Annotated in this window: 11 protein-coding genes; 9 read left to right on the top strand and 2 right to left on the bottom strand. The window is 64.8% G+C overall.

Annotated features, from left to right (window positions below):
- Positions 1 to 209 precede the first annotated feature (209 nt).
- Positions 210 to 1,328 carry an aa3-type cytochrome oxidase subunit II gene (gene ctaC / locus ACTXPP_RS08620; protein WP_301495856.1) on the top strand — a complete coding sequence of 373 codons (1,119 nt, stop codon included), beginning with the start codon at positions 210 to 212 and terminating at the stop codon, positions 1,326 to 1,328.
- A gap of 28 nt (positions 1,329 to 1,356) precedes the next feature.
- A complete protein-coding gene (ctaF, locus tag ACTXPP_RS08615) occupies positions 1,357 to 1,788 on the top strand; it encodes an aa3-type cytochrome oxidase subunit IV (RefSeq protein ID WP_301495855.1) in 432 nt (143 codons plus the stop codon).
- 142 nt (positions 1,789 to 1,930) lie between these two features.
- On the opposite strand, the gene trpD is transcribed toward ctaF, so the two are convergent.
- Positions 1,931 to 3,049 (bottom strand): anthranilate phosphoribosyltransferase, encoded by a 1,119-nt coding sequence (trpD, locus tag ACTXPP_RS08610; protein ID WP_301520500.1) that lies wholly within the window; start codon positions 3,047 to 3,049, stop codon positions 1,931 to 1,933.
- A gap of 443 nt (positions 3,050 to 3,492) precedes the next feature.
- Here trpD and ctaE point away from each other — a divergent pair, with 443 nt between their 5' ends.
- From ctaE to qcrB, 4 genes are all read left to right on the top strand, one after another.
- Positions 3,493 to 4,104 (top strand): aa3-type cytochrome oxidase subunit III, encoded by a 612-nt coding sequence (ctaE, locus tag ACTXPP_RS08605; RefSeq protein WP_301494820.1) that lies wholly within the window; start codon positions 3,493 to 3,495, stop codon positions 4,102 to 4,104.
- Positions 4,105 to 4,177: 73 nt separating this feature from the next.
- The gene (gene qcrC / locus ACTXPP_RS08600) at positions 4,178 to 5,086 is read left to right on the top strand and encodes a cytochrome bc1 complex diheme cytochrome c subunit (protein ID WP_301520499.1); all 909 of its coding nucleotides are present in this window, start codon (positions 4,178 to 4,180) and stop codon (positions 5,084 to 5,086) included.
- Entirely contained in the window at positions 5,083 to 6,291 is a 1,209-nt protein-coding gene (gene qcrA, locus ACTXPP_RS08595) for a cytochrome bc1 complex Rieske iron-sulfur subunit (RefSeq protein WP_301494823.1), read from the top strand. Before qcrC ends, qcrA begins: the two co-directional genes overlap by 4 nt.
- Complete coding sequence (gene qcrB / locus ACTXPP_RS08590) at positions 6,288 to 7,934, top strand: cytochrome bc1 complex cytochrome b subunit (RefSeq protein ID WP_301520498.1); 1,647 nt, start codon at positions 6,288 to 6,290, stop codon at positions 7,932 to 7,934. The genes qcrA and qcrB overlap by 4 nt, the downstream gene beginning before the upstream one ends.
- Before the next feature lie 63 nt (positions 7,935 to 7,997).
- Here qcrB and ACTXPP_RS08585 read toward each other — a convergent pair whose 3' ends face one another.
- Positions 7,998 to 8,588 carry a 3'-5' exonuclease gene (locus ACTXPP_RS08585; RefSeq protein WP_301494827.1) on the bottom strand — a complete coding sequence of 197 codons (591 nt, stop codon included), beginning with the start codon at positions 8,586 to 8,588 and terminating at the stop codon, positions 7,998 to 8,000.
- A gap of 448 nt (positions 8,589 to 9,036) precedes the next feature.
- Here ACTXPP_RS08585 and ACTXPP_RS08580 point away from each other — a divergent pair, with 448 nt between their 5' ends.
- The 3 genes from ACTXPP_RS08580 (at position 9,037) to ACTXPP_RS08570 (ending at position 12,150) form a co-directional block, all read left to right on the top strand.
- Complete coding sequence (locus tag ACTXPP_RS08580) at positions 9,037 to 9,639, top strand: C40 family peptidase (protein ID WP_301494829.1); 603 nt, start codon at positions 9,037 to 9,039, stop codon at positions 9,637 to 9,639.
- Between the two features lie 150 nt (positions 9,640 to 9,789).
- Positions 9,790 to 10,950 (top strand): NlpC/P60 family protein, encoded by a 1,161-nt coding sequence (locus tag ACTXPP_RS08575; RefSeq protein WP_443341800.1) that lies wholly within the window; start codon positions 9,790 to 9,792, stop codon positions 10,948 to 10,950.
- 6 nt (positions 10,951 to 10,956) lie between these two features.
- Positions 10,957 to 12,150 carry a glycosyltransferase family 4 protein gene (locus ACTXPP_RS08570; protein ID WP_301494833.1) on the top strand — a complete coding sequence of 398 codons (1,194 nt, stop codon included), beginning with the start codon at positions 10,957 to 10,959 and terminating at the stop codon, positions 12,148 to 12,150.
- Positions 12,151 to 12,152 lie beyond the last annotated feature (2 nt).

Below are 12,152 nucleotides of genomic sequence, written 5' to 3'. Positions count from 1 at the left end.
CCCCTCGGCGCGTAGTAAGGCGTGTCAAGTGACCCAGGCAACCCCGAATAGGGCCGATGTGGAATCACAACGGTGTGCATGATGGTGGACCGCGACCCCCCATGCACTATTGTCGGATGGTGACACGGGACCCAGGTGCGTCCTCTGCAGACGATGACACCGCTGCGGTCCCGATGAACACGACGTGTGATTGAGGAAGGCATACTCGCGTGGAACAGCGAAAAGTTCACGGCACCGGGCGCAAGCTCGGCCTTGCCGGAGTACTGGGACTTGGTTCCCTGGCCCTGGTCGGTTGCGATGTCGCACCCCCCGACAACGGTTTCTTCCATGCCCTGCGCATGGGCTGGCCCGACGGCATCACGCCCGAGGCTGAGTCCATGGGCAACTTCTGGGTGTGGACCTGGGTCGTTGCCTGGATCATCGGCATCATCATGTGGACCCTTATGTTCGTGGTGATCTTCCGCGACAGCGACAAGCGGGCCAAGAAGAAGGGCAAGCCGGAGTTCCCGCGGCAGACCCAGTACAACGTTCCGCTGGAGCTTGTCCTGACGGTCGTCCCGGTGCTCATCGTGATGGGCCTGTTCTTCTTCACCGTGCAGACCCAGGACAAGGTCACCGCACACGACAAGAACCCCGAGGTCAGTGTCGACGTGACCGCTTACCAGTGGAACTGGAAGTTCGGTTACGGCGAGGTCGACGGCAAGTTCACCTCCAACGGCGAGACCTACAACGGCGAGGACACTGATCGCGCTGACGCCGCCGAGGCAGCTGCCGAGGTCCCGCAGGACGACCGTGACGAGCACGGCAAGTCCGTGGGCCCGATCCACGGCAAGCTGAAGGACGACTTCACCTACCTGCACTACAACAAGATCGAGACCCTCGGTACGTCCGAGGAGGTCCCGGTGCTGGTGCTCCCGGTGAACACCCCGATCCAGTTCGATCTCGCGTCCTCTGACGTGATCCACTCCTTCTGGGTCCCGGAGTTCCTGTTCAAGCGCGACCTCTTCCCTCACCCGGAGGCCAACCAGTCGGAGCGTAAGTTCCAGATCGAGGAGATCGACGAGACCGGCGCATTCGTCGGCCGTTGTGCCGAGATGTGCGGTACCTACCACGCGATGATGAACTTCGAGGTCCGTGTCGTCGAGCAGGATCAGTTCGCTGACTACATGGCCTTCCGCGAGGCGAACCCGGATGCCAGCAACGCCGACGCTCTGCGTGAGATCGGTGAGGCCCCCTACGCAACCTCCACGAAGCCGTTCGTGCCGGGCCGTGACGCCACCCGTGGTGTCGACGGTGACAGCAACTACATCGATAGCCCCGCGTCCTAAGCCGGCCCAGAGAAACTAGGAGACGACAATGCGGCAGACAGCCAAGTTGATGTACGGCCTGACCCTGTTCCTCGGGGTGTTGGCGGCGGTGTACTTCTACGCCACCTCGCAGCTCAACGACGGGTCCAACCTTCAGGGTGCGGAGTGGGCAGGTGGCACCGGTCTGGTGCTGGCCTCCCTGCTGACCCTGTTCCTGGGTGTGTACTTCCACCTCAGCAACGCCAAGTCGGACATTGAGCCGAAGGACTGGGAGGAAGCGGAGATCGAGGACGGCGCTGGCGTGCTGGGCTTCTTCTCGGCAAGCTCCGGATGGCCTTTCCTCATGTCCGTGTCGATCGTGCTGATGGGTTACGGCATCGCCTTCTGGCTGCTGTGGCTGATCGTCATGGGTGCGGTCATGCTGATCTGGTCCACCGTCATGCTGAATCTCCAGTACGGTCTTCCGCCCGAGAAGGAATAGACCTTCCTCGCCGCCTGCCCTGACCGGGGTAGGCGGCTCACACAATGGTGACCCCGGGTCACCACCATCAAGGAGCACCCGCTGACTTCCTCGCGGGTGCTCCTTTGGCGTGTCCGACGGATGGGGGGGGCAGGGACGGGGGTCAGTCCCGTCCGACGATGTCCAGCATCTTCGCCTGCGCTGCGCCGGACTCCAGGGCCTCGCGGGCGACAGCCAACTGTTCGGTGAGGACCGTTTTCAGGTCACTGTCCTCCCAGCCTCGGACCGCGGCCAGCGCGCCGGCGGCGTTGAGCAGGACGGCGTCCTTCACCGCCCCCTCGAGTTCGCCGGCGAACAGGCGTCGGGCGATATCGGCGTTGAATTCCGGATCCCCGCCCTTGAGGGCATTGTCGTCGTAGACGTCCAGTCCGAAGCTGCGGGGGTTGATCGTGAACTCGCCGGTGCGTCCCTGGGCGTCGACGGTCACCACTTCGGTGGGGGCGGAGACGCTGATCTCGTCCATGCCGTCGAGGCCACGGACGATGAGCGCGCGCACCCCCTGATGGGCGAATGCGCCACCCATGATCGGCATCATGTCGCGGAAAGCGCAGCCGATCAGGCCGAACTTCGGGCCGGCCGGATTGGTCATCGGGCCCAGCATATTGAACAGGGTGGGGACCGCCAGCTCCGAACGCACCGGTCCGGCGAAACGCATCGCCGGATGGTAGGTCTTGGCGAACATGAACGCGAAGCCGGTCTCCAGGGCGTCGTCGTGGATGGTCTCGGGGGATCGTTCGACGTCGAGACCGAGTGCCTCGAGGACATCGGCGCCGCCGCACTTCGAGGACGCCGCACGGTTGCCGTGCTTGACCACAGGCACTCCGGTTGCCGCCACGACGAACGACGCCATGGTCGAGATGTTGACGGTGTGGTGACCGTCACCACCGGTACCGACGATGTCGACAGCCTCAAGAACATCGGAGAAATCGACCGGGGTCGCGAAACCCCGCATCGCCGATGCTGCGGCGGAGAGCTCGGCGGCCGAGATTCCCTTGACGCGCAGGCCGAAGGCGAAGGCAGCGAGCTGGGCGTCGGTGGCGTTGCCCTCCATGATCTGACTCACTGCCCAGCTGACCTGGTACTCGCTGAGTTCCTCGTGACGACCGATGCGGTCAAGGACACCGGGCCAGGTGAAGTAGCTCGGCGGAAGACTCGCGGGGTTCAGTGCCTGGACGTGGTCCGGTCGCGCTGAACTGTGCGATGAAGGTGAATCAGACGGCATGGATGAGTCCTCTCCTTATGGGGCCGTACGGATCGTTACGGTGTGTCTGACCAGGTTGGTCAGTGACCATCCTATTCCTCGCCCTGCCGCGGGAAAGGGGGTGGTCTGGGTCGCTGCGGTTTGGGACCCCGCGGGGGCCTCGCGGTACCCTGGTGTGGTGACCGCGGACGCTGCGGTGGGCTGCGGTTCCCGGCCGCCCCTTTACGGGGGTGGTGCTGCTCTGTGGTCGAGCCGGTCGAGTTCCGCGCATTATCAAAGGGGACGGGGACTCACCTGCAGTTATGGTGACGCGTCGGATATGGGGGCGGGGGAGTTCCCGACTAACCCCGTTTGTGGTGAGTTGCCAGGAAATCTGGAAGTGCGACCTGCAGTTTTGCAGATTGGGCGTGTCGAACCGGGGTTGCGAATCGACTATGGGTGAGCCGTCGGCCATACTTGTAGGCGTGACGAGCGCAGTTGGAAACCAAAGCATGGCAGCACCACAGCGTGCCGTGACGCTGAACCGACCGAATATGGTCAGCGTCGGCACGATTGTGTTCCTGTCTCAGGAATTGATGTTCTTCGCGGGACTGTTCGCGATGTACTTCGTCTCGAAGGCGAACTCCGGCGGCAATTGGCCGTCGGAGCCCACACATCTGAACGTCCCGTTCGCCCTGGCGATCACCGTGATTCTGGTGTCATCGTCGTTCACCGCACAGTGGGGAGTGTTCGCCGCCGAGCGCGGCGACGTCTTCGGCCTGCGGAAGTGGTACGCACTCACCATCGCGCTGGGGACGCTCTTCATCCTCGGCCAGGGATATGAGTACGTGATGCTGGTGCAGGAGGGCACCACGATCCAGAGCAGCGTCTACGGGTCGGTGTTCTTCATCACCACCGGCTTCCACGGCGCACACGTCATCGCCGGCGTGCTTGCTTTCGTGGTCATTCTTCTTCGCACGGTGAAATCGAAGTTCACTCCGGCCCAGGCCACATCCGCCGTCGTCGTGTCGTACTACTGGCACTTCGTCGACGTCGTGTGGATCGGACTGTGGATCACGATTTACTTCATCCAGTAGGCCGGACGGGCCGATGTGTGACGCTCGGCCGTTAAGCCCATCGCCTTCCAAATGACGAGTTAAAGGGAACAAGATGGATATCAACAATCCCACTCCCGAGGGGGAGCAGCCGCCGGCAACCGCCGCCACGGCTTCCACAACAGGCAAGAAGCGTCGAACCCGACGCAAGCTGCGCCGTACGATGGCCGGGGCGCTTGCGCTCGTGCTCGGTCTGACCGGTGCAGGTCTTGTCGCGCAGGCGTTCACGCCTGACCAGCAGACTGCCACCGCAGAGATGGACGCGGAGCAGATGATCACCCAGGGACAGGAGATCTACGAGGTCGCCTGTATCACCTGCCACGGTGCCAACCTCCAGGGTGTCCAGGACCGCGGTCCCTCCCTGGTCGGCGTCGGCGAAGGTTCCGTGTACTTCCAGGTGCACTCCGGCCGTATGCCGATGAAGCGCAACGAGGCCCAGGCCGATCGTAAGGACCCGCGCTTCAACGAGGCTCAGACTCTGGCGCTCGCCGCCTACGTCAACGCCAACGGTGGCGGCCCCGGCATCGTCAAGGATGACGACGGGAACATCGCCATGGAGTCCCTGCGTGGCTCCCACAACGAGGACGGCGCGATCGACCCGAAGGACGTCGCCCGCGGTTCCGACCTTTTCCGTCTCAACTGTGCGTCCTGCCACAACTTCACCGGTAAGGGTGGTGCACTCTCCGGCGGTAAGCACGCGCCGCCGCTGGACGAGGCGAATGAGCAGGAGATCTACCAGGCCATGCTCACCGGTCCGCAGAACATGCCTAAGTTCTCCGACCGTCAGCTCTCCGCTGACGAGAAGAAGGACATCATCGCCTACATCAAGTCCGCGGAAGAGACCCCGAACCCCGGTGGCTACGGCCTCGGCGGTATCGGCCCGGTCACCGAGGGCATGCTGATGTGGATTGCCGGAATCGTCGTGCTCATCGGTGCGGCTATGTGGATTGGAACCCGGTCATGAGTGATAACAACGTCACCTACTCTGAAGAAGAGATCAAGGGCATGAGCGACGAGGAGCTCGCCCGTATCGGCACCGAGCTCGATGATGTCACCATCGCCTACCGCAAGGAGCGTTTCCCCGTCGAGGGCGACCCCGCCGAGAAGCGTGCCGCCCGCGGTGTCGGTTTCTGGTGGGCACTGTCGGTCGTGTTCGGCCTCGCCTTCGTCGCGGTCTACCTCTTCTGGCCCTGGGAGTACAAGCACCTCGAGGAGGACGGCCTCTCGTGGTACACCCTCTACACCCCGATGCTGGGCATCACCTCCGGCCTGGCCATCATCTGCCTGGGTGTCGGCGCAGTCCAGTTCTCCAAGAAGTTCGTTCCGGAGGAGATCGCGGTCCAGAAGCGTCACGACGGTCCCTCTGACGAGATCGACCGCCGTACGATGTCCGCGCTGCTCAACGATGCGTGGAAGACCTCGACCCTGGGTCGCCGCAAGGTTCTGATGGGGCTGGGCGGTGCCGGTGTGGCGCTGGCCGGCGTCGCCATCGTCCTGCCGCTGGGCGGCATCGTCAAGAACCCGTGGAAGCCCACCTCCAAGATGGGTATCGCCGGCGACGGCACCCTGTGGACCACGGGCTGGACCCTGGTCAACGACGGCACCAAGGTCTACCTGGGCCGCGACACCGGTGCCATCGCCGAGGAGCACCACGGACACTGGACCACCCAGGGCGTCAACCGCCTGGTCCGTGTTCGCCCGGAGGACCTGGACGCCGGCTCCATGGAGACCGTCTTCCCGATGACCGAGGATATGGTCAACGACCACGATGCCTTCGATCCGGCCAAGGACGTCTACGAGGAGCAGATGCACTCCATCCACGGCTCCCGTAACTCCGTGATGCTGATCCGTCTGCGTCACGAGGATGCCCTGAAGGCTGTCCAGCGTGACGGCCAGGAGGACTTCCACTACGGTGACTACTACGCCTACTCGAAGATCTGTACCCACATCGGTTGCCCCACCTCGCTGTACGAGCAGCAGACCAACCGAATCCTGTGCCCGTGCCACCAGTCGCAGTTCGATGCACTGCACTGGGGTAAGCCGGTGTTCGGTCCGGCCGCCCGTGCACTGCCCGAGCTGTCCATCAACGTCGATGAGGACGGGTTCTTGTACGCTGACAAGAACTTCGTCGAGCCCGTCGGCCCTGCCTTCTGGGAGCGTCAGTCATGAGCACACCCACCAAGCCGTCCCGCGTGGCAGAGGCGGCCAACAACTTCGATGAGCGTTACACCGCTGCAGGCGGGCTGAGGAAGCAGATCAACAAGGTCTTCCCGAGCCACTGGTCTTTCATGCTCGGTGAGATCGCGCTCTACTCCTTCATCATCCTGCTGCTGTCGGGTGTCTACCTGACACTGTTCTTCGACCCCTCGATGGCCAAGGTCATCTACGACGGCGCCTACGCACCGCTGAACGGTGTCGAGATGTCTCGTGCCTACGCGACAGCCCTGGACATCTCCTTCGAGGTCCGCGGCGGTCTGTTCATCCGCCAGGTGCACCACTGGGCGGCACTGCTCTTCGCGGTGTCGATCATGGTCCACATGATGCGCATCTTCTTCACCGGTGCGTTCCGTAAGCCGCGTGAGGCGAACTGGGTCATCGGCTGCGTCCTGCTGCTGCTGTCCATCGCCGAGGGCTTCATGGGCTACTCCCTGCCGGACGACCTGCTCTCCGGTGTGGGTCTGCGCATCATGTCCGCCATCATCATCGGCCTGCCGATCATCGGTACCTGGCTCCACTGGATCATGTTCGCCGGTGACTTCCCGGGTGACATCATCATCCCGCGCCTCTACATCGCGCACGTGCTGCTGATCCCCGCGATCCTGCTTGCCCTGATCGCTGCCCACCTCGCGCTGGTCTGGTACCAGAAGCACACCCAGTTCCCCGGACCGGGCCGTACCGAGCGCAACGTCGTGGGTGCCCGAGTCATCCCGGTGTTCGGCGTTCACGCTGCATCGTTCGCCCTGATCACCTTCGGCTTCGTGGCACTGCTGGCCGGTGTCTTCCAGATCAACGCGATATGGAACCTGGGACCGTACAACCCATCACAGGTCTCTGCCGGTTCGCAGCCTGACATCTACATGCTGTGGACGGATGGTGCGGCACGTATCATGCCGGCCTGGGAGCTGTACCTGGGTAGTTACACGATCCCGGCCGTGGTCTGGGTCGCTGTCCTGCTGGGGCTGCTCGTTGTCCTGCTGTTCGCCTACCCCTGGATCGAACAGCACTTCACCAAGGACACCGCGCACCACAACCTGCTGCAGCGTCCGCGCGACGTTCCGGTCCGCACCTCCCTCGGTGTCATGGCACTGGTCACCTACGTCATCCTCACGGTCTCCGGTGGTAACGACCACGTCGCCGCGTTCTTCAACATCTCGCTGAATGCGATGACCTGGGCCGGACGTATCGGCTTCATCCTGCTTCCGCCGCTGGCGTACTTCATCACCTACCGGATCTGCCTGGGTCTCCAGCGCAACGACCGCGCGGTGCTGGAGCACGGGATCGAGACCGGTACCATCCGCCAGCTGCCCAGCGGCGGCTTCATCGAGGTCCACCAGCCCATCGGCCCGGTGGACGAGCACGGACACCCGATCCCGCTGCCGTACGCCGGTGCGCAGGTGCCCACCAAGCTCAACCAGCTCGGCTTCGCCGGTGCCCCCGGACGTGGTTCCCTGTTCAAGCCTGACCCCGAAAACATCGTCCGCCAGGTCGAGGAGATCGAGGAGGCCAACGAGAAGGAGCGCAAGGAGATGCTGATCCGTCTCCAGGAGGAGAACCGCCGCCAGCTCGGCGGCGAGGGCCACGAGAACCCGTAGCCCGACACCACTCCAGACAGCGCCCCACCGTGATCATCACGGTGGGGCGCTGTCTATGTCTCCTCACGTGTCCGCTGCGGCGCGTTGGAGCCACTGCAACAGATCCACCGTGGCGAGCACGTCCTCCTGCGCGCGGTGGACAGGGGAGTGCGCTAACCCAAGGACGGCGGCCAGCCGGTCCAGACGGTACCGACCTACCTTCTCCCTCGGAATGAGCTCCCGGGCGCTCTCCGCGGTACACAGCGTCGAGTCCGCCTCGAGGCTGGCCCGTCCCTCACGGCGGAGCTCGCCGTTGATGAAGGCCATGTCGAAGGAGACGTTGTGTCCGACCAGGGTGCGGTCCCTCGTCAACGTCACAAGATCGTCGAGCACCGCTGAGACCGGAGGCTGTCCAGACAGGTCGGCGTCGGTCATTCCGGTCAGCCCGGTGATCACCTGGGGGAGGGGGATGCCCGGGTCCACGAGGGAATGGACGGACTCGACGATGTCCCCGTCCACGAGGTGGACGGCGGCGACCTCGATGATGCGGTCATTGTCCGGATCCAGTCCTGTGGTCTCGCAGTCGAGGATGACGCAGTCACGGAGTGCCGCGGACAGAGACTGAGACAGAGACTGAGACAGAGACTGAGCCGGGGAGTCAGGTCGAGGGATCACAGTCATCTACTCTACGTCGACTGCGCGTGTGTCTTGCTGTGGCTCTGTGTCGTCCCTGTCGTTTCTGTGTCCCTGTGACGCATGTGACTGATGGTCACAGCAGCTGGTCAGCAGACCGACACGTTCGCCGTATGTGACGAGGATCACATTTATCTTTCCTCCGGTCGACCGTGCGGGATTGCAGTGCTCGTACTGACCGGCTCCGATCCCATATAAATGCAGGTCAAGTCATGCTCTGAGTGGCCCGGGTTCACACGCTGCCGATAGGGTCGAGCTTTGGTCGCGATTCAATAACGGTTAGATAACGGTCCTGCACCGGTCTGGTCACGGTGTGGGAGTTGGACAAGCTCGAGATCATTTCGTAATCTTCTCGTGACCTTAAGGGGCGACCACATCGCCAGAGATAACGACAGCCCCGACAGCGAGCATGAAAGGCACTATCCACATCATGGGCAAGCACAGCTTGAAGAAGGACCACTCCCGCCGCAACGCCGCCGTGGCAGCTGCAGTGGGCGTGGGCGCAGTCATCGCGCTCCCCGCGACCGCGCAGGCCGTGACCGTCCAGGTTCCGGGCACCAACCACTCGGTTGAGGCCCCCAGCGAGGCCGTTGACTTCGCCGGCCAGTACGTGGACGTCGACGCCTACCTCGCCTCCGCCGACCGGGCCTCCGCCCCGTCCGCCCCCGCGGCCCCGTCCGCCTCCAAGAGCGTCGGCCAGAAGATCGCCGACGCCGCCATGTCCAAGCAGGGCGCCCCCTACTCCTGGGGTGCCGCCGGTCCGGATGCCTTCGACTGTTCCGGCCTGACCAGCTGGGCTTACGGCCAGTTCGGCAAGTCCATCCCGCGTACCTCCAGCGACCAGGCATACTCCGGTACCCCGGTGTCGCTGAACGCCCTGAAGCCGGGCGACATCGTCTCCTACTACGGTGGCGCCTCCCACGTTGCCATCTACATCGGCGACAACAAGGTCGTGCACGCCGTGAACTCCGGCACCCCGGTCAAGGTCAACGACCTGAACTACATGCCGGTCAACAACGCCGTCCGTTTCTAGGACCGCACCATCGCGCGCCAAGGCGCGCCACTTTCCGCAGCCCCGTGCACGACCCTGCCGACACGGCCGGGCCCGACCACGGGGCTGCGTCGCGTATGAATTACGGATCCATAACGAAGTTGTGGCATTATATGCGCATTACACCTGATCATGGGAAGAGGATCAACGACAGTGACTAGCCACCGTCTTCGGGCAACCACCACGGCCGCCAACGCGGCCACCCCGGCACCCTCCAGTCGCACCGCCCGCGCCGTCGCCGGGCTCGGAATCACCGCCGCCCTGGCCCTCGGGACCGTCGGCACCGTCGGTATCGCGGTCGGTGACCCTGACGATGCAGCATCCTCTGCCGGAGAGGTCGACACCTCCCCGCTCCCCACCGACGCAGATGGTCTGCTCGAGCGCCTCGAAGAGGTCTCCCGCCAGGCCCAGGTCACCAGCGACGAGGTCGAGGAGAACCGCGCCGAGATCGAGGACGCACGCGGGCGGCTCGACGCCACCAACCGCACCTCCGAGCGACTCACCGCAGAGGTCGACCGTGCCCGCGCCGCCGTCGAGGACTCCCGCACCCCGGTCACCGAGCTGTCCCAGTCCCTCTACCGCGGTGCCGTCATCGACCCGGTCACCGCGGTCGCCGGTGCGTCCAACCCACAGGACGCCATCGACCGTCGGGCCTTCGCCAGTGCGCTCAACGCCGACCGCTCCGGCAAGCTCGCCGATCTGCAGGACAGTCTGCGCGAGGCCGACGAGCAGGAGAGCCGGGCGCAGCGCGCCAAGGCCTCCGCCGACTTCCAGCTCAGCGTGCTGCATTCCCAGGAGCGTGAGCTTGAGGAGCGCACCGATGCCCTGGAGGAGCTCAAGACCCAGATCGCCACGGCCGTCGACGGCCTCAGCCCGGAGGAGAAGCGTCGCTGGGCAGACCGGAATGGCCCGATCGACGTCGACGTCAAGGAGTTCCTGGGTGAGCTCACCGATGCCTCCGGCGTGGTCGGCGCGGCGATGTCCAAGCTCGGTTCCCCGTACTCCTGGGGTGCCACCGGGCCGGATTCCTTCGACTGCTCCGGGCTGATGCTCTGGGCCTACCAGCAGAGCGGCAAGTCGATCCCACGTACCTCCTCCGCACAGATCGCCGGCGGCACCTCGGTGTCGCGCGGGGACCTGCAGCCCGGCGACATCGTCGGCTTCTACCCGGGGGTGACCCACGTCGGCATGTACATTGGCGACGGTCAGATCGTCCACGCCTCGGACTACGGCATCCCGGTCCAGGTCGTCAGCGTGGACAGCATGCCTTTCGCCGGCGCGGCGCGGTACTAACCACCCATGCCCGGCAGTAGCAGCAGGGTCCTCCTGGTCACCAATGACTTCCCGCCGACCGTCGGCGGAATCCAGAGCTACCTGCGCGACTACTGCGCCGAACTCGAACGGCGCAGCCCCGGCGCCCTCACCGTCTTCGCCTCCACACAGGACCCTGCCGCCGCCGAGGAGTACGACGCCTCACTTCCGTACGAGGTCGTCCGGTGGCCACGTCGGATCATGCTGCCCACTCCGGCGACGGCCCGTCGGATGGCACAGCTGATCACCGAACGAGACATCGACACCGTCTGGTTCGGTTCCTCGACCCCCATGACCCTGATGGGTGCGGCGGCCCGCCGTGCCGGGGCCAGCCGCGTGGTGGCATCCACCCACGGCCACGAGGTCGGGTGGTCGATGGTGCCCGGTGGACGTTCCGTCCTGCGCGCCATCGGACGCCGGACGGACTGCCTGACCTATGTCTCGCGCTACGCCCGCAACCGATTCCGCGACTGTTTCGGCCCAGACGTCGCCTGGGAACCCATGCCTGGCGGAGTCGACTCCACCGTCTTCCGCCCCGATCCGCAGGGCCGGGCGATGATCCGTGCGCGACACGGCATCGACGACCGGAAGGTCATCGTGTGCGTCTCCCGCGTCGTCGCCCGTAAGGGCCAGGACACCCTGGTGGAGTCCCTGCCGCAGATCCTGCACGAGGTGCCGGACGCCCACCTGCTCATCGTCGGCCCCGGCGACTACGCCGAGTCGCTGCGCAGCCGGGCCAACGCCCTGGGCGTGGCGGAACATGTCACTTTCACCGGACCGGTCGACTACGACGAGCTGGTCGCGCACTATTGCGCCGGTGACGTTTTCGCCATGCCGGTGCGCACCCAGGGCGGCGGTTTCAGCGTCGAGGGACTGGGCATCGTATTCTTGGAGTCCCAGGCCTGTGGCGTCCCGACGATCGCCGGCGACGGGGGAGGGGCACCGGAGACCGTCCAGGACGGGGTGACCGGCGACGTCGTCGACGGCACCGATGTCGCGGCCGTGGCGTCCTGTGTTGCCGCACTGCTCACAGACGCCGAGCGGGCCGCCAGCTATGCCGAGCGCGGACGGGCCTACGTCCAGGACGCCTGGAACTGGAATGTTCTGGGCCGGGAGCTGTCCGTGGTGCTCGACGGCAACGGTACGTACCCCGGACGACACAGTTGGAACTGGCGCGCGTGACC

The organism is Candidatus Corynebacterium faecigallinarum (assembly GCF_052264515.1).
GTDB lineage: Bacteria > Actinomycetota > Actinomycetes > Mycobacteriales > Mycobacteriaceae > Corynebacterium > Corynebacterium faecigallinarum.
Note: the sequence above shows the minus strand (reverse complement) of the source record. Positions and strands in the feature narration are given on the sequence as shown.

Excerpts from the sequence above, each read along its gene's own strand:
- ctaF (WP_301495855.1), top strand. The coding sequence starts at position 1,357 with ATGCGGCAGACAGCCAAGTTGATGTACGGCCTGACCCTGTTCCTCGGG.
- trpD (WP_301520500.1), bottom strand. The coding sequence starts at position 3,049 with ATGCCGTCTGATTCACCTTCATCGCACAGTTCAGCGCGACCGGACCAC.
- qcrC (WP_301520499.1), top strand. The coding sequence starts at position 4,178 with ATGGATATCAACAATCCCACTCCCGAGGGGGAGCAGCCGCCGGCAACC.
- qcrB (WP_301520498.1), top strand. The coding sequence starts at position 6,288 with ATGAGCACACCCACCAAGCCGTCCCGCGTGGCAGAGGCGGCCAACAAC.
- qcrA (WP_301494823.1), top strand. The coding sequence starts at position 5,083 with ATGAGTGATAACAACGTCACCTACTCTGAAGAAGAGATCAAGGGCATG.
- ACTXPP_RS08575 (WP_443341800.1), top strand. The coding sequence starts at position 9,790 with ATGGGAAGAGGATCAACGACAGTGACTAGCCACCGTCTTCGGGCAACC.
- ACTXPP_RS08580 (WP_301494829.1), top strand. The coding sequence starts at position 9,037 with ATGGGCAAGCACAGCTTGAAGAAGGACCACTCCCGCCGCAACGCCGCC.
- ACTXPP_RS08570 (WP_301494833.1), top strand. The coding sequence starts at position 10,957 with ATGCCCGGCAGTAGCAGCAGGGTCCTCCTGGTCACCAATGACTTCCCG.